The sequence below is a fragment of the Bradyrhizobium sp. SZCCHNR1015 genome, from assembly GCF_032489875.1.
Lineage (GTDB): Bacteria > Pseudomonadota > Alphaproteobacteria > Rhizobiales > Xanthobacteraceae > Bradyrhizobium.
Genome location: NZ_JAUEYW010000028.1, coordinates 1 through 17,029, shown reverse-complemented (window position 1 = coordinate 17,029; position 17,029 = coordinate 1). Strand labels below are relative to the sequence as shown.

At 66.3% G+C, this 17,029-nt stretch carries 18 protein-coding genes; 10 read left to right on the top strand and 8 right to left on the bottom strand.

Translation table 11 applies throughout. The features are described 5' to 3' along the window. Positions 1-70: 70 nt before the first annotated feature. Positions 71-649 carry a hypothetical protein gene (locus QX128_RS32375; RefSeq protein ID WP_316239579.1) on the top strand — a complete coding sequence of 193 codons (579 nt, stop codon included), beginning with the start codon at positions 71-73 and terminating at the stop codon, positions 647-649. Positions 650-728: 79 nt separating this feature from the next. Here the strand turns inward: QX128_RS32375 and ilvC are convergent, their stop codons facing one another. The 7 genes from ilvC to miaA all read right to left on the bottom strand — a co-directional run bounded on the left by ilvC (position 729) and on the right by miaA (position 8,261). After that, entirely contained in the window at positions 729-1,748 is a 1,020-nt protein-coding gene (gene ilvC, locus QX128_RS32370) for a ketol-acid reductoisomerase (protein WP_315713342.1), read from the bottom strand. Between the two features lie 150 nt (positions 1,749-1,898). Beyond that, a complete protein-coding gene (locus QX128_RS32365) occupies positions 1,899-2,501 on the bottom strand; it encodes a LysE family translocator (protein ID WP_316183563.1) in 603 nt (200 codons plus the stop codon). 271 nt (positions 2,502-2,772) lie between these two features. Continuing rightward, positions 2,773-3,462 carry a class I SAM-dependent methyltransferase gene (locus QX128_RS32360; protein ID WP_315805570.1) on the bottom strand — a complete coding sequence of 230 codons (690 nt, stop codon included), beginning with the start codon at positions 3,460-3,462 and terminating at the stop codon, positions 2,773-2,775. A gap of 3 nt (positions 3,463-3,465) precedes the next feature. Continuing rightward, positions 3,466-4,008: an acetolactate synthase small subunit gene (gene ilvN, locus QX128_RS32355; RefSeq protein WP_315805569.1), complete on the bottom strand. Its 543-nt coding sequence runs from the start codon at positions 4,006-4,008 to the stop codon at positions 3,466-3,468. Positions 4,009-4,144: 136 nt separating this feature from the next. Then, positions 4,145-5,128 (bottom strand): threonine dehydratase, encoded by a 984-nt coding sequence (locus tag QX128_RS32350; RefSeq protein WP_316239609.1) that lies wholly within the window; start codon positions 5,126-5,128, stop codon positions 4,145-4,147. 2 nt (positions 5,129-5,130) lie between these two features. Continuing rightward, a complete protein-coding gene (locus tag QX128_RS32345) occupies positions 5,131-6,900 on the bottom strand; it encodes an acetolactate synthase 3 large subunit (RefSeq protein ID WP_316239578.1) in 1,770 nt (589 codons plus the stop codon). Positions 6,901-7,343: 443 nt separating this feature from the next. Continuing rightward, on the bottom strand, positions 7,344-8,261 hold the full coding sequence (miaA, locus tag QX128_RS32340; protein ID WP_316239577.1) for a tRNA (adenosine(37)-N6)-dimethylallyltransferase MiaA: 918 nt from the start codon (positions 8,259-8,261) through the stop codon (positions 7,344-7,346). A gap of 3 nt (positions 8,262-8,264) precedes the next feature. On the opposite strand from miaA, the gene serB reads away from it, so the two are divergent. Both serB and QX128_RS32330 read left to right on the top strand, forming a co-directional pair. Then, positions 8,265-9,155, top strand: coding sequence for a phosphoserine phosphatase SerB (gene serB, locus QX128_RS32335; RefSeq protein WP_316239576.1), 891 nt, complete (start codon positions 8,265-8,267; stop codon positions 9,153-9,155). 392 nt (positions 9,156-9,547) lie between these two features. After that, the gene (locus tag QX128_RS32330; protein WP_316217063.1) at positions 9,548-9,817 is read left to right on the top strand and encodes a hypothetical protein; all 270 of its coding nucleotides are present in this window, start codon (positions 9,548-9,550) and stop codon (positions 9,815-9,817) included. A gap of 20 nt (positions 9,818-9,837) precedes the next feature. Here QX128_RS32330 and QX128_RS32325 read toward each other — a convergent pair whose 3' ends face one another. Next, a complete protein-coding gene (locus QX128_RS32325; RefSeq protein ID WP_316239575.1) occupies positions 9,838-11,205 on the bottom strand; it encodes an MFS transporter in 1,368 nt (455 codons plus the stop codon). A 143-nt stretch (positions 11,206-11,348) separates the two neighbouring features. Between QX128_RS32325 and QX128_RS32320 the strand changes: the two genes are divergently transcribed. The 7 genes from QX128_RS32320 (at position 11,349) to arsH (ending at position 15,910) form a co-directional block, all read left to right on the top strand. Further along, entirely contained in the window at positions 11,349-12,278 is a 930-nt protein-coding gene (locus tag QX128_RS32320; protein ID WP_316239574.1) for a LysR substrate-binding domain-containing protein, read from the top strand. A 25-nt stretch (positions 12,279-12,303) separates the two neighbouring features. After that, positions 12,304-12,834: a GNAT family N-acetyltransferase gene (locus QX128_RS32315; protein WP_316239573.1), complete on the top strand. Its 531-nt coding sequence runs from the start codon at positions 12,304-12,306 to the stop codon at positions 12,832-12,834. Positions 12,835-13,001: 167 nt separating this feature from the next. Beyond that, positions 13,002-13,298 (top strand): metalloregulator ArsR/SmtB family transcription factor, encoded by a 297-nt coding sequence (locus tag QX128_RS32310; RefSeq protein ID WP_316239572.1) that lies wholly within the window; start codon positions 13,002-13,004, stop codon positions 13,296-13,298. Continuing rightward, complete coding sequence (locus QX128_RS32305) at positions 13,295-14,347, top strand: permease (RefSeq protein WP_316239571.1); 1,053 nt, start codon at positions 13,295-13,297, stop codon at positions 14,345-14,347. The genes QX128_RS32310 and QX128_RS32305 overlap by 4 nt, the downstream gene beginning before the upstream one ends. Positions 14,348-14,363: 16 nt before the next feature. Further along, the gene (locus tag QX128_RS32300) at positions 14,364-14,600 is read left to right on the top strand and encodes a thioredoxin family protein (protein WP_316239570.1); all 237 of its coding nucleotides are present in this window, start codon (positions 14,364-14,366) and stop codon (positions 14,598-14,600) included. Then, on the top strand, positions 14,585-15,097 hold the full coding sequence (locus tag QX128_RS32295) for a heme-binding protein (protein WP_316239569.1): 513 nt from the start codon (positions 14,585-14,587) through the stop codon (positions 15,095-15,097). Before QX128_RS32300 ends, QX128_RS32295 begins: the two co-directional genes overlap by 16 nt. A 111-nt stretch (positions 15,098-15,208) precedes the next feature. Then, positions 15,209-15,910, top strand: a complete 702-nt coding sequence (gene arsH / locus QX128_RS32290; protein WP_316239608.1) for an arsenical resistance protein ArsH — start codon at positions 15,209-15,211, stop codon at positions 15,908-15,910. Positions 15,911-17,029: the final 1,119 nt, after the last annotated feature.

The following is a 17,029-nucleotide window of genomic DNA, read 5'->3' as shown; positions in this document are numbered from 1 at the left end:
CCGACCAACCTCCCGGCGGCTGACAGAAGCTGCCGAAATGGACTACAATCGCAATAGAAGGAGATGTTCCATGACTCTCGACGTTCTCGCCCGATCTGGTTCCGGGGCTCGCCTCGCGCCCGTTCCGCAACGGCATGCCGCTGCGTTCTGCTTCGCGCTGCTGACAGCGGCCTGCGCGCTGGCGAGCTTCGTGTTCGCCTGCGCGACGCCGTTTGCGGCCTTCGCCGTGATCGCCGCCGCCATGCTGCCGCTGCGCATGGCGCTGCCGGTGATGCTCGGCGCCTGGCTGGTCAACCAGGGCGTCGGCTTCGGCGCGCTGCACTATCCGGTCGATGCCAACACGCTGGCCTGGGGCGCCATGATCGGCGTCGCGGCGCTCAGCGCCACCGTCATAGCCCGCATGGCGCTGGCGGCCTTGCGCACGGCACCAGCGCCGGCCGCGTTTGCCGTCGCGCTCCTCAGTGCCTACGCCGCCTATGAGCTGGTGCTGCTGGCCGCCACGCCCGCACTCGGCGGGGCCGCAAGCTTCGCGCTCCCGATCGTCGCCCGCCTCGGCCTGACCAGCGCCGCCTGGCTGGTCGGCCTCGTCGCGGTCAGTGAGATCGTCCGCCTGCTGACCCCACTGGTCTCGCGCCGCGCGGCCTCCTGACCGGCGACCATCTCCTAGCCACCAAACAAAAACGGCGGGCCTCGGCCCGCCGTTCTCATATCCGATCGTCGTCGCAAGCTCAGTTCTTGCTCTTGTCGACCAGCGCGCCCTTCTTGATCCAGGGCATCATGTCGCGCAGGCGGGCACCGACTTCCTCGATCGGGTGCTGGGCAAGCTTGGCGCGGGTCGCCTTGAACGAGGTCTGGTTGACCTTGTTCTCCAGCATCCAGTCGCGCGCGAAGCGGCCGGACTGGATGTCGTCGAGCACGCGCTTCATCTCGGCCTTGGTCTCCGGCGTGATGATGCGCGGGCCGGTGACGTACTCGCCGTACTCGGCGGTGTTGGAGATCGAGTAGTTCATGTTGGCGATCCCGCCTTCATAGATCAGGTCGACGATCAGCTTGACCTCGTGGAGGCACTCGAAATAGGCCATCTCCGGCGCGTAGCCGGCCTCGGTCAGCGTCTCGTAGCCGGCCTTGATCAGTTCGACCAGGCCGCCGCACAGCACCGCCTGCTCGCCGAACAGGTCGGTCTCGCACTCTTCCTTGAAGGTGGTCTCGATGATGCCGGCGCGGCCGCCGCCGATCGCCGAGGCGTAGGACAGGCCGAGGTCATGGGCGTTGCCCGAGGAATCCTTGGCGATCGCGATCAGGCAGGGCACGCCGCCGCCGCGCTGGTACTCGGAGCGGACGGTGTGGCCGGGGCCTTTCGGCGCGATCATCAGCACGTCGAGATCGGCGCGCGGGTCGAGCAGGTTGAAGTGGACGTTCAGGCCGTGGGCGAACACCAGTGCGGCGCCCTGCTTCATGTTGTCGTGCAGGTGCTCGCGGTAGATGTCGCCCTGCAGCTCGTCCGGGGTCAGCATCATCACGAGGTCGGCCCACTTCGCGGCCTCGGCGACTTCCATCACCTTGAAGCCGGCGCCTTCGGCCTTCTTGGCCGAGGCCGAGCCCTTGCGCAGCGCGATCGCGACGTCCTTGACGCCGGAATCCTTCAGGTTGAGCGCGTGGGCGTGGCCCTGGCTGCCATAGCCGACGATGACGACCTTCTTGCCCTTGATCAGGTTCAGATCGGCGTCGCGATCGTAGTAGACACGCATTGTCGTTTCCTCTTTGAGATGGCCGGAATTGGCTGAAAAGTCAGACGCTTGGGTGAGGCACGGGCGGCTGCGCCCGGACGAAATCCGGCCCGTGTCTAGAGCATTTTGGGTCCCGTTGGAAACCCCGATCTCGCATGGCGGCGGCGTCCTTCATGCGTCCATGAAGACGGGATAGAGCGAGGCGAGCAGCAGCGCGGCCATCAGGATGTTGAAGGCGCGGACCGCACGGTCGGAGCTCAGCAGCGGCCGCAGCGCGGTGCCGAACAGGGTCCAGGTGACGGTCGAGCCGATCGCCATCACGAAGCTGATCGCGACCTGCAGCCCGACATTGGCCGGAAAGCTGGCAATCGCGGCATAGGCGGTGATGGTGCTGATCACCATCACCCAGCCCTTGGCGTTGACCCACTGGAACAGCGCCGCGCCCCAGAACGACATCGGGCCGCGCGGCGTGGTGTCCTCAGGCTTGGTCGATCCGGACAAGGCGATCGCAACCGCGAGGTAGATCAGATAGGCCGCGCCTAGATATTTCAGAACGTCTTGCAGGACCGGGTAGCGGATGAACACCGTGGCCAGCCCGAAGCCGACCGCGCCGACCATGAAGGCGAAGCCGAAGCTGACGCCCATCATGTGCGGCACCGTGCGGCGGAAGCCATGGGTCACGCCCGACGACAGCAGCATGATGTTGTTCGGCCCCGGCGTGAACGCCATGACGAAGGCAAAGGTGACGAAGGCGATGAGGAGCTGCTGGGACATCAGGACGTTCTCGCCGCAAGCAAGCACTGACTTGCGGTCACCTGCGCATGGCGGCCGCGCCTGTCGCGGCGCGGGCAGTGCAACCTCGCCCCGCTTGCGGGGAGAGGTCGGATTGCATCGCCAGATGCAATCCGGGTGAGGGGGTACAGGTCTAACGGCGAACGCTCCCCGTGCGGCTGCCCCTCACCCCGACCCTCTCCCCGTAAGAACGGGGAGAGGGAGCGCACCGTCGCCTGCGCGAAAGTGAGACTCACCAATCTGCCGCTCATAGCTAGCCCTGCCCCGCCGGCTTCTGCAGCACGTAGGTCGCGTGCATCGGGGCGTGATAGTCGGCGGACACCGTGACGAAGCCGACCTCGGTCAGCATGCGCTCCATCACCCAGGCGAAGGTGGAGTTCTCGTCGCGCATGTGGGTGATGACGCTGTCGCGGGCGAGGTCGTGGTTCTTGATGTTGAAATCCGCCCATTGCTCAACCGAGCGCTCCGCGCCGTCGGGCATGGAGACATAGACGATGTCGCGCAGGAAGAACTGCGCGCCCGGCTTCAGCGCCGCGAAGATCCGTGCCAGCGCCACCGCCTTCCAGAAATCCGGCAGGTGGTGCAGCGTGAACTCGCTGGCGATCAGGTCATAGGTGGCAGGCTCATAGGCGAACGACAGCAGCCCCGCCGAATGCATCCGCACCGCGGTACGGCGGTCGCGGGTGTAGATCTTGGTCAGCGCCAGCATCGCCGGCGAGATGTCGATGGCGTCCACCACGGCCCCCATCAGCGCCGCTTCCGTCGCCAGCACGCCATTGCCGCAGCCGATGTCGGCCACCCGCCAGCCCGGCTTGACACCGAGCATCTTCAACGCGGCGCGCGCACGCTCGTCGGCATCGTCGCCCGAACCGTAGATCGAGGCCACGGCATGATCGAGACCGATCCGGTTGCGTTCGTTGTAGTACCAGTCGCGCGCCAGCATGGCTCACATCCCTTCCGGTCCCCGCCCGATCGCCGCAATGCCGGTCCTGGCGACTTCCACCAGGCCCAGCGGACGCATCAGATCGATGAATTGCGTGATCTTGTCGGTGTTGCCTGTGATCTCGAACACGAAGCTCTCGGTCGTGGCGTCGATCACGCGGGCGCGGAACGCATCCGCCAGCCGCAGCGCCTCGACGCGCGGCTCGCCGATGCCGCGCACCTTGACCATCGCCAGCTCGCGCTCGATCGCGCGTTTCGTCAGCGTCATGTCGACGACGCGATAGACCGGGATCATGCGGTCGAGCTGATGCTTGATCTGCTGGATCACCATCGGCGTGCCGGTCGTGACGATGGTGATGCGCGACAGGTGCTTCTGGCTCTCGGTCTCGGAGACGGTGAGGCTCTCGATGTTGTAGCCGCGCCCCGAGAACAGGCCGATGACCCGCGCCAGCACGCCGGGCTCGTTCTGCACCAGCACGGCAAGCGTGTGCGTTTCGTTCGGATCGTGGCGGTCTTCGATGAAATAGGCGGAGGCTGGCTGGTTCATTGGTGTCCCCGTGTTGGCCAAGTCGTCATGGCCGGGCTTGTCCCGGCCATCCACGTCGAGCGTCGAGCGCGCGGTTCGTGGATGCCCGGGTCGAGCCCGGGCATGACGGCGGTGTGTGTGGTGAGCGGAGTGCGCATCATGCAACTCCGGCTTCGGCATGAGCGGCCGCCGGCATCACCCAGCGCCTGAACAGGTCGAGATCGATGTTGCCGCCGGTCAGCACCAAGCCGACACGCTTGCCGGCCAGCTTGTGCTTCTCCTGCAAGGCGGCGGCGAGCGACGCCGCCCCGGCGCCCTCGGCAACATTGTGAGTGTCGGTCCAGAAGATACGGATGGCCTCGGCAATCTCGGCGTCGCTGACCTGCACGATGCGTGAGGCGCCCTTGAGGATGATCGCGAGGGCATCCGCATCCGGGCTGCGCGTCGCGAGGCCATCGGCATGGGTGTCGGCGCTGTTGGTCGTCACGACGGTCCGCGCCGCGAACGACAGCGCATAGGACGGCGCGCCAGTCGACTGCACGCCGACGATCTCGGTCTTCAAGCCCAAGAGATCGCGCGCCAGGATGCAGCCGCAGATGCCGGAGCCCTGCCCGATCGAGACGTACAGCACATCGAGATCGGGCGCGCTGCGCAACAGCTCCAGCGCGTAGGTCGCGACGCCGCGCACGATGTCCGCATGGAACGACGGCACCATGTGCAGGCCGTCGCGCGCGGCGTGGCGGCCCGCCTCCTCGCGCGATTCCTGGAAGTCGCTGCCATGCTCGATCAGCTCGGCGCCGAACGCCGCCATCGCGCGGTTCTTCTCGACCGAGTTGCCCCTGGGCACGTAGATCGTCACCGGCAGGCCGTTGCGACGGCCGGCAAACGCGACGCTCTGCCCATGATTGCCGCGCGTCGCGGTGATCAGGCCGCGCACGTCCGGCCGCGTGCGTTTGAGGTTGTCGACATAGACCAGCCCGCCGCGCACCTTGAAGGCGCCGGCCGGGGTGTGGTTCTCGTGCTTGACGACGACATGTGTCCCCAGCCGCTGCGCCAGCAACGGCCACGCATGCGCGGGTGTCGCCGGCACCGCGGCGGCGACGATCGCATGGGCCTGCTCGAGCTCGGCGAGGCTGAACATGGTCACACCAGCGCCTTGCCGCCGGCGAACGCCGCCGCCGGATCTGACGCTTCCGCCGGCAGGATCATCTCGTTATGCGCCTTGCCCGACGGGATCATCGGGAAGCAGTTCTCCAGCGCCGCGACGCGGCAGTCGAACAGCACCGGCTTCTTGACCGAGATCATCTCCTTGATCGCGCCATCGAGGTCGCCGGGCTTGGAGACCTGGAGCCCGACGCCGCCATAGGCCTCGGCGAGCTTGACGAAATCCGGCAGCGCCTCCGAATAGGAATGCGACAGGCGGTTGCCGTGCAGCAGCTGCTGCCACTGCCGCACCATGCCCATGTACTGGTTGTTGAGGATGAAGATCTTGACCGGCAGCTCGTACTGCACGGCCGTCGACATCTCCTGCATCGTCATCTGCACCGAGGCGTCGCCGCCGATGTCGATGACCAGGCTGTCGGGATGGGCGACCTGCACGCCGATCGCCGCCGGCAGGCCGTAGCCCATGGTGCCGAGACCGCCCGAGGTCATCCAGCGGTGCGGCTCCTCGAAGCCGTAGAACTGCGCCGCCCACATCTGGTGCTGGCCGACCTCGGTCGTGATGTAGGTGTCGCGGCCGCGCGTCAGCTCGAACAGCCGCTGGATCGCATATTGCGGCATGATGACGTCGCGGTTCGGCTTGTAGGCCAGCGAGTTGCGCGCGCGCCAGACGGCGATCTCCTGCCACCACGACTTGATGTCGGGCTTCTTCGCCTCGGCCCTGAACACCTGCAGGATGTCGGCGAGCACGTCGCCGCAATCGCCGATGATCGGCACGTCGACGCGGATGTTCTTGTTGATCGAGGACGGATCGATGTCGATGTGGATCTTCTTCGAGCCGGGCGAGAACGCATCGGTGCGCCCGGTGATGCGGTCATCGAAGCGCGCGCCGACGCACAGCATGACGTCGCAATCATGCATCGCCATGTTGGCCTCGTAGGTGCCGTGCATGCCGAGCATGCCGAGCCAATTGGTGCCCGACGCCGGATAGGCGCCGAGCCCCATCAGCGTCGAGGTGATCGGGAAGCCCGTGACCTCGACCAGCTCGCGCAACAGCTTGGAGGCCTCCGGGCCCGAATTGACAACGCCGCCGCCGGAATAGATCACCGGCCGCTTGGCCGAGGCCAGCAGCGCCACCGCCTTGCGGATCTGCATCGCGTCGCCCTTCACGCGCGGCGAATAGGAGATGTGGACGTCGGACTTGCGTGGCGGATGATAGGTGCCGGTCGCAAACTGCACGTCCTTCGGCACGTCGACCACGACCGGCCCCGGCCGGCCCGTGGTGGCGACGTAGAACGCCTCGTGCAGCACCTTGGCGAGGTCGTTGACATCGCGGACCAGCCAATTGTGCTTGGTGCAGGGCCGGGTGATGCCGACCGTGTCGCATTCCTGGAACGCATCGTTGCCGATCAGGTGCGTCGGCACCTGGCCGGTGATGCAGACCAGGGGAATCGAATCCATCAGTGCGTCCGCCAGCGGCGTCACCATGTTGGTCGCGCCGGGGCCCGAGGTCACCAGCACGACGCCCGGCTTGCCGGTCGAGCGCGCATAGCCTTCGGCGGCGTGGCCGGCGCCCTGCTCGTGGCGGACCAGGATGTGCTCGACCTCGCTCTGCTGGAAGATCTCGTCATAGATCGGAAGCACCGCGCCGCCCGGATAGCCGAAGATGTGCTGCACGCCGTGGTCGATGAGCGCGCGCACGATCATCGCGGCGCCGGTCATCTCGTTCGGATCGTGGCTCTTGTCGGTCATGGTGGGCTCCGGATCGCTGGGTCTCAGCGGCTTGTCGTTTTGGTCGGTCGGTTCGGTCGGCTGGTTTTCTGTTGGTTCAGCGTGGTCGGGTCGCTTCGGGCAATAAAAAAGGGCCCTGGAAGGCCCTGCGCACCGCTCGGATCATGGATGGCCGCTAGCCATCCCCGGCGATGCGCCTGGGTACGACTACGATAAGGAGGGCAATAAAGTTGCGCATGATGCCGAGCAAGCTTCCCAAAGGTTGCGCGAAACATAGCTATGGTTGCCTCGATGTCAAGGCAAAGCCGGCTCTGCTGCGCGATTTATGGATGTTAACGCGGAATTTTCCGTTCGGCGAGCGGTAATTTGGCCATCACGCCGTCATTGCGAGCGAAGCGAAGCAATCCAGGGGCCCCACTCGACAACTCGGGATCGCTTCGTCGCTGCGCTCCTCGCGATGACGATCAGAGGGATGCCACCCACGCCCGCGCCGCCTCGGGGCTCATCCACTCGAACTCCGGCAACTGGTGCCGGAACCAGGTGAACTGCCGCTTGGCGTAATGGCGGGTGTCGGCCTTGCCGATGGTGGCCGCCTGCTCCCGCGTGATCTCCCCTCTGATATAGCGCATCAACGCCGGCACGCCGTGGGCCTTCATCGCCGGCAGCAGCGGATCGAGGCCGCGTGCCGCCAGCCGCTCGACCTCCTGCAACGCGCCGCGGTCCAGCATCAGATCGAACCGCGCGTCGATCCGCTGATACAGCGCCTCGCGCTCGGGAGCGATGAACAGCGCCCGATAGCTGCCCGCCGGCAGCAGCGGTGGCGTCGTCTCCGCGTGCCAGTCGGCCAATGGCCGACCGGTGGCCTCGATCACCTCCAGCGCGCGGGCCACGCGGGTGCGGTCGCGGACGTTCAGCCGCGCGGCCGCCGCCGGATCGCGTCGCGCCAGCTCGGCATGCAAGGCCTCGACGCCGTCGCGATCGAGCCTGAGGCGCACCGCGTCGCGCACCTCATCCGGCACGGGCGGCACCGCGGACAGCCCTGATGTCAGCGCCTTGAAATACAAGCCGGTGCCGCCGATGAAGATCGGCAGCCGCCCGGCCCGCTGCACCTCGCCCAGGATCTCGGCGGCATCCCGGACAAAATGGCCGGCCGAGTAGTTCACGCTGGCATCAACATGGCCGTAGAGCCGGTGCGGCACGGCGGCCTCCTCGTCGCAGGTCGGCCTTGCCGTCAGCACCCTCAGATCGCCGTAGACCTGCATGGAATCGGTATTGATGACGACCCCGCCCGCTTTTTGCGCAAGTTCCATCGCCAGCGCCGACTTGCCGCTGGCGGTCGGCCCTGCGATAAGCACCGCTTTGTTGATCCCTGGCAAAGTCACCTGATGTCTCTCGTCGCCACCTTCATCTGCAATCCCGCCGATCCCGCGCTTGATACCACGATCGTGGAGGCCTTCCTGGCCGTGCTGCCGTCGCCGGGCACGCCGCGCTGGCTGTTCGACGAGGTCGCGATCGACATCCCGTTCGCCCATGACGGCGAGGTCCACAAGCTCGAGGCGCGCCTGCGCGACCTGCGCGGCGACATGCCGATCGACATCGTCGTGCAGGCGGAAGCGGTCCGGCGCAAGAAGCTTTTTCTCGCCGACATGGACTCGACCATGATCGGCCAGGAATGTATCGACGAGCTCGCCGACTTCGCCGGGCTGAAGCCCCGCGTCGCCGCCATCACCGAGCGCGCCATGCGCGGTGAGATCGCATTCGAGCCGGCGTTGCGCGAACGCGTTGCATTGCTGAAGGACCTGCCGGTGAGCGTCGTCGACGAAGTCCTGACCAAGCGCATCAAGCTGACGCCGGGCGGCCGTCATCTGGTGATGACCATGCGCGCCAACGGCGCCTATACCTGCCTGATCTCCGGCGGCTTCACGCTGTTCACCAGCGCCATCGCGGCCAAGATCGGCTTCCAGGAGAACCGCGCCAACGAGCTCGTCGTCGACGGCGGCAAGCTCACCGGCGAGGTGCGCGAGCCGATCATCGGCCGCGACGCCAAGCTCGCCACCCTGATCGAGCTGCGCGAAGCGTTCGATCTCGACGCGATCGACACGCTCGCGGTCGGCGACGGCGCCAACGACCTCGGCATGATCGAGGCCGCCGGCCTCGGCGTCGCCTATCACGCCAAGCCCGCGGTCTCGGCCGCCGCCTCGGCCCGCATCGACCACGGCGACCTCACCGCCCTGCTCTATGCCCAGGGCTACACGCGCGATCAGTTCGTGGACTGACGAGACTGCGGCCGCGCGGCAGGCCATTAATCAATGGTTTTGCGAACGCTCGAAGATTGCAGTCGCATTGCCCATGGGCGAATCGCCGCCCGAGCAAAGCCGTTGCCAAAGCCCTGCCTTCATCGGCTCTCGATCAGCGCATCATCAGGATTTTGTTTCAATCCAGCGCACTCGCACGCAACTCCATTCCAATCTCATTTCAGATCGCAAATCACATCATTCACCTTCCGCATCAAGGCGGCACGTGAACTGCCATTTTAACCGCATCACCAATCCATGAATTGTCAAATCATGCTGCAGCGCATATAAAGCTGACAACGCTAGGGAGTGTCCAAGGAAGCGAAAGCGATTGCAGGTGATGCAATCGATCATCGTCACAGAAGGACCTCCCGATGACCATCAAGCACATCATTCCCGGCTCTCTTCTTGCCCTCGCGCTGCTGAGCGGCGCGGCTGTTGCCGGCGAGCTGCCGAGCTACGAAGTCGGCGCGCTGCCGGCCACCCCGCACCAGCTCTCCGTCGTCGGTGCATCCGCCGCGCAGCAGACCGTTGCGATCAATGCGGACAGCACCGCCACCCCGGTCCAGCTCTCTGTGCTCACCCAGCATCGTCGCAGCGCCGCTCTCGCCGTGCCGGCGACCGTCGGCAGCGTTCGCAACTGATCGACAGGCCGTCTCCGCCATCAGGCAACTTGCTGCTGCTTCTCCCCGCAGGTCGGCGCGACCGTGGCCGAGGGCAGCAGCAGGAGTGCCGATGCGCTCGCCGCCGCGCAGACCGGCGCAGCGACCCAGAATACCCACGCGTAGTTCGGTACTTCGCCTGATCTCCCCAACACCGCGCCGAGCACCGCGATGCCGATCGCAAAGCCGGCTTGGCGCATGACGACCGTCACAGCCGCGGCCATCCCAGCCTGATCGGCCGGCACCAGCGCAACCACGGCCCCCGACAATTGCGGATGGGCCAGCGCGGCTCCGCTTCCGATCACGGCCATTGCGATGTGCACGAGCCACGACCGGAGCGCCGGATCGGGCATGGCCAGCGCGCCGACGAAGACAAGATTGCCCAGGGCGATGATAGCCAGCGCGACCGTGAAGTGCCGCCGCCATCCCCACCGGACGACCAGTCTTGCACCGAGCGGCGGCAAGACCAGCATCGGCAACGTCGCCGCGAGCATCGCAAACCCGCATTCGGAGGCAGTCCAGCCGAACGTCGCACGGAGAAAACCCGGCAGGAAGACCAGCACGGCCCAGTAGCCGAGCGATACGGCATTCAACAGCAGCGCGACGGCAACCATCGCGCGGTTGAGGAAGATCGCTGGATCGAAGATCGGCTGCGTGCGGCGCCGCTGCTGCCAGAGGAAGGTCGCCCCAAAAAGCGCCGCCAGCACGACCCCCAGGATCAGTTCCGGTCCGCCGTGACCGTGCAGCAGGGTTGCAATCAGCATGCAGAGCGCCGCGCTAAGAAGACCCATCCCGAGATAATCGAGCGGACGCCGCGCCGAACTGCGCATTTCGGGAACGAGCCGGGGAATGCTCCAGGCCGCCAGCAGGCACGCCGGCAGATTGGCGGCGAAGATCCAGCGCCAACCGATCCACGCGGAAATGCCGCCACCGATGCTCGGTCCGACCGCCATCGCAACGCCCGAGACGACGCCGAGCCCCCCCAACACGCGCGTGCGCAAGGCGGCCTGCGGATAGAGAGCGGCAATCAGCGCAATGCCGCCGGTCATCACGAAAGCCGCGCCCAGTCCCTGCAACACCCGCGCGAGCCCGAGGGTCAGGCCGTCGGCCGACAGCGCGCACACGACCGATGCGGCGGCAAAAACGAGGTTGCCGCCGAGCATCGCTCGGCGACGGCCCAGGCTGTCGGCGAGAGCGCCCGCGACCAGAAGCGCCGCCGTGAAGGCGAGGCTGTAGCCGTCCATCATCCAGGCCTGGCCGGCGATCCCAAGCCCAAGCTCGTCCGCGATGGTGGGCAAGGCCACCACCACGGCGGTCACATCGAAATTGGTGAGGAAAGCCGCCAGGCTCAGGGCGAGCGCCGGCCACATGGACGGCGCCGTTGCGACGTCGGCCGACGATGACGTGGAACGGGCTGTCGGCATTTGGCGGCCTTCGTCATGGAGAGGGACGGGCCAAAGATATGGCCGGCGCACCCATTCACGTCAGCATGAATCTCGTTCATACTTGGCCGATGCGATCTCTTCCGCCATTCGACGGTCTCGTTGCCTTCGAGGCCACCGCCCGCCACCGCAGCATGACCTTGGCAGCGACGGAGCTCGGGCTAACGCAGAGTGCTGTCAGCCACCGGCTGCGCAAGCTCGAGACCTATCTCGGCGCCAAGCTGTTCAACCACCGCAGCGGGACCGGACTGTCGCCGACGACGGCCGGCACCTCGCTGCTCACGGAGATCGTTGGTCTGCTCGACGAGATGGCGCTGCTGCGCGCGCGCTACCGCGCCGCCGCGCAGCCCGCGGTGTTGAAGGTCGGCGTGAGCGCAGCCTTGTCGCACTACTGGCTGGTGCGTCGGTTGCCCGGCTTTCTGTCCAGACACGGCGATGTCGGCGTCGAACTCGTCGTCGCCGAGAGCGAGGCTCAGGCGCGCGCAGCTGATGTCGATCTCCAGGTGCTGTGGTTGCCGAAGGCTGCGGCGCGCGCGAGCTCGACGCAACGGCTGCTGTTCAGAGAGCGCGTCTTTCCGGTCGCCATGCCGCGCCTGTTGCCGCGCGGCCGCGCCTTGCACGATGTCCGCAATCTCGCGAACTACCCCATCATTCACAAGGGGCGCGCCGGCCGCGACGACGGCGCTGAATGGTCATGGCCCGCATGGTTCGAGAGGCTCGGCCTCGGCGCGGAGGCTCCCGTCGGCATTCGGGTCGATACGATCAGCCTGGCGCTCGCCGCAGCGATCGAGGGCGCCGGCGTGGCGCTGGGACGATCGCTGCTCGTGCATGACGCACTGGCCGAGCGCCGCCTGACGCGCGTCGTTTCGGCCGAATGGGACGTGCCGTCCAGCAAGGTGCATGTCGTGCGCTGGCCGGCCGTGCTCAGCAGCGATACGCGCGTCCGGTTTTTCACGAGCTGGCTCGCGAGCGAAGCAGCGCTGCTCTCCGATAGTGAGTGATGCGTAGACAGGATATGAAGATTTCTTGAGTGACATCATCATCCGCGCCGCGACCAGCGAAGACGCGCCGGCCGTCGCGGCGCTCCATGCGGCGAACTGGCGCGACGCCTATGCCAACATCCTCGCGCCGGAGTTTCTCAGCAGCGCCATCGACGCCGACCGGCGCGCGGTCTGGACGCAGCGGCTCGGCACGCCGGCCGCGGATCAACTCGTCAACGTCGCACGCGACCCGGCCGGGTTGATGCGCGGCTTCATCTGCTGCTATCGCGACGCCGACCCGGTGTGGGGACATCTGGTCGACAATCTTCACGTCGCGGCCGAGACCAGAGGCTCGGGGCTTGGAGAGCGGCTGCTTCGCGGCGCGGCTCGCCTGCTTTCGGCAGGCGCGTCACACTCTGGATTGCACCTCTGGGTCTTCGAGGCCAATGTCGCCGGCCTCCAGTTCTATAGGCGGCTTGGCGGCCGCATCGTCGACACCAAGCCCTCCAGCATTCCCGCGGCTGACGGAAAGACCGTCCTGCGCGTGCATTGGCCTGACATCACTCAGCTCGCCTGATCCGGCATCGCCGGTGCGCGCAGACATACAGCCCGCAAGCCGCTGAGCCCAGTTTGCATCATCCCCTCGACGGGTCCGGGAATTGTCATCGCCGGCAGCGGCGTGCCAAGACAAAGGATATCATATGCGCTATTGCGCAAATACGCAAATACGAATATATCTCCGTCATGTCCGATCCTGTTCCGCTGCTCGCCGCCCTGGCCGAGCCGACCCGCCTCGCAGCCCTGCGCATCCTGTGGGATGGCGGCGAGCATTGCGTCTGCGAACTCATGCGGCAGCTGGGCGCAAGCGCGTCGCGCATGAGCCGGCACATGGCGGCCCTCAAGGCCGCAGGTCTTGTCATCGACCGACGCGACGCCCAGTGGGTGCGGTATCGGCTGAGCCCCGACCTGGCGCCTGACCGGCGCGCCATTCTCGAGACCGTCATGGCGGCCATGGCTGAGCCGAACAGGAACGCAGCATGAAAACCGAAACTTCAACCTATCCTGACGGGTCGGCATCGGCTGTGATCTGGATCGTCGCGACGGCCGCTGCGGTCGCGATGTGGTTTGCGGTCTACTGGCAGCTGGAAGCGTTCTCGGCATGGCTGGTGTCGTCGCTGCCGGTGCCCCGCGACAGCCATCTGGAAGAAGCCGCGCGGTTCTTCGTGTTCGACGCGCCCAAGGTCCTGATGCTGATGACGCTGGTCGTGTTCGGCATGGGCGTTGTGCGCAGCTTCTTTTCAGCCGAGCGAACTCGCGCATTGCTCGCCGGCAGGCGCGAGGGCCTCGGCAATGTCGCGGCTGCAATCCTCGGCGTATTCACGCCCTTCTGCTCGTGCTCGGCGGTGCCGCTGTTCGTCGGCTTCGTCTCCGCTGGTGTCCCGCTCGGCGTGACCTTCTCGTTCCTGATCGCGGCGCCAATGGTGAACGAGGTCGCGCTCGGCCTGCTGTTCGCACTGGTCGGCTGGAAGATCGCCGCGATCTATCTGGCCTTCGGCCTGGCGGTCGCGATCGTGGCGGGATGGATCATCGGACGCCTTCATCTCGAAGGGTGGCTCGAGGCATGGGTTCGCAACGTGCGCGCCGGACAGGCGGATCTGCAGCCGGATTCACAGAACGTGGCCGATCGCATCCGGGCCGGAATCGAGGCGGTGCGCGACATCGTCGGCCGCGTCTGGGCCTGGATCATCGTGGGCATCGCGGCGGGCGCATTCATTCACGGCTATGTCCCGAACGACCTGCTCGCCTCGATCATGGGCAAGGACCAATGGTGGTCCGTGCCGGCCGTGGTGCTGATCGGCGTGCCGATGTACGCCAATGCCGCGGGCATCATTCCGATCGTCGAGGCGCTGCTCGGCAAGGGCGCGGCGCTGGGAACGGTGCTCGCCTTCATGATGAGCGTCATCGCGCTTTCGTTTCCCGAGATGCTCATTCTGCGCAAGGTGCTGACGCTCCGGCTGATCGCCGTCTTCGCGGGCGTCGTCGCCGCCGGCATCGTCGCCGTCGGCTATCTCTTCAACGCCCTGTTCTGATGAAAGGACAAGCCCCATGAAGAACGTCAAGATTCTCGGCTCCGGCTGCAAGCGATGTGTTCAGACCGCAGCAATGGTCTCCGCGGAAGCAAGCAAGCTCGGCATCGAGATCGAGCTGGAAAAGATCACGGACTTCGCCGACATCGCCAGGTTCGGCATCGCCTCGACGCCGGGCGTGGTGATCGACGGCAAGGTCGTTCATGCGGGCGGCCTGCCGAAGGCCGAGGACATAGCGAAATGGCTGTCGACGTGATGTTGCGTCTGCTGCTCGCAGCCGTCCTCCTGCTCGGCCCGGCTGTCGTTGCGCGCGCCGACGAGCCCACATGGACGCGGCGGATCATCGCGCCGGACACGGCGCTCAAGGCGGCACAGGCGGCGCTCGCCGAGTGCCGCAAACGCGGCTGGCAGGCCGCCGTGACCGTGAGCGATCCGTCGGGGCTTGCGCTGGTCACCCTGCGCGACCGTTTCGCTGGCTGGCATACGCTGGAGGCCGCGACGGGCAAGGCGCGGACGGCGGCGAGCTGGCGCGAGGCGACGAGCACGCTCGCAGCCCGGCTGGCTCGACCGGACGCCGCGGAGCGGGCCATCGTCAACGTTCCCGGCGTTGTCATGGTCGGCGGCGGCATGCCAATAGAGGCCGCTGGCCAGCAGGTCGGAGCGATCGGCGTATCCGGCGCGCCCGGAGGCGACAACGACGACATCTGCGCGAAGGCCGGCATCGAAGCGGTCGCCGCGGACATCGCGTTCTGAGCTCTTGGCGTTCTGGGCGGCTTGGCGTTCCGAGCGCTTCTGCCGGCGGATCTCGAACGAGGACGGCCGACGCCGATCATTTTGCCGGAGGATACCGCGTTGTCTGACACGATGCCTCAATTGGACGAAACCTCCTTCCATCCCATCGACCGCGCGAAGCTGCTGGAGCCCGCTCTCTCCTCCCACCCTCCGCGAATCCTGCTGCTCTACGGATCGCTCCGGCAGCGCTCGTTCAGCCGGCTGCTCACGGAGGAAGCGGCGCGCGTCCTCGCGCGCTATGGCGCGGAGACACGCACCTTTGATCCGCGCGGACTGCCGCTGGTCGACGACGCCGAGCCGGATCATCCGAAGGTCCGCGAGCTGCGCGATCTCGTGACCTGGTGCGAAGGCATGGTGTGGTGCTCGCCCGAGCGGCACGGCGCGATGACCGGCGTGATGAAGACCCAGATCGACTGGATCCCACTGTCGCTCGGGGCCGTCCGGCCGACGCAGGGCAAGACGTTGGCCGTGATGCAGGTCAGCGGCGGCTCGCAGTCGTTCAACGCCGTCAATCAGCTGCGAGTGCTCGGCCGCTGGATGCGCCTCATCACCATTCCGAACCAGTCCTCGGTGCCGAAGGCCTTCGCGGAGTTCGACGACGCCGACCGCATGAAGCCGTCGCCCTATTACGATCGCGTCGTCGACGTGATGGAAGAGCTCGTCAAGTTCACGCTGCTGACGCGCGACCGGGCGGAGTATCTCGTCGACCGCTATTCCGAGCGCAAGGAGAATGCCGAGGCGCTGTCGAAGCGGGTCAACCAGCGATCGCTGTGAGGCTCCGGCCGCGGCGCTCAACCCTGCGCCGGAACGACGTCGCCGGCCTGCTGCGGGCGCCGTAATTGATTCTGGAAAAAAGAATCTTATTGCGCTTTACCTGAAATCATGATTATCTCTGCGCATCCCGCCTCACCGCAGAGGGGCGTAGCGCGCGATCGTCACGACACGCGAGGTGGGGATGCGATGGCCGCGTTGTTGCCGCAGCATGCTTTTCCAGCGTGCGGACGAACGGCAATGCGCGGACGTGAAGTCGCAGCGTCCTGATACCCCGACGCTGGTATCAAGCCGCGACGGCGCCGATCTGCCGCGCGGCGATGGTGGCCAACAAGCCCGGCGCACCAGGGAGACTGCGTATAAGCGTGAAGACCGTCGCGCAGGGAATGCCGGTTGAATCGGCTTTACCTGTGGTACCTGCCGCCTGCATTTTTTTCGCAGGCGGGCCATGGGTGAGGCCTTCACCCGGCATTCCCTGCGCCCTCTGCACCGTTTGCGAGGGACGAAATGATCGCAGGCCTCGGGCATGATGTGCCGCGAGATTGCGATGGCATGTCCCTCGGACATGCTCGCTGTGCCCAACTCAGCTGTTTGAACCGTGAATCCGCCCCCACCCGCCGCCCTCGTGCCCGACAGGCCGCGACGCGCGAAAGCGCGGCACCGATCCGGGATCGATACGCCGCAGCAGAGGTGATGGGCAAAATGCCAATGACCAGCCTGTCCCAAACCGCTGCCTGGGGTTGCGGGTCCCTGCTCAAGGCCGGGACGACAAGGGAGTGTGGAGCTGCGTAGGGTAAGCAAAGCGGCCGCCCGAGGGCGGTCGCGCGCCGACCGGCCATCCACGAATACTGACGGCCATGGTGGGCACGGCGCGAAATCGATCCGCGCATGAGGCGGGCAGCGGGGGCGCGCCTTGACCCACCCTACCTACTACCTACGAACTACCAACTCAGCAACCATCAGCGCGCCGTCAGATACAGCGCCCTCTCCCCTTGTGGGAGAGGGCATGTACGGCCCATCACAGCATGCGGTTGGGTGAGGGGTATCTCTCATTGGCGCTAACTTACCAAATTAACGCTTGGTATTCTCGTTTTCTTGGCGGCTCTCGGAGATGGCGTTGAA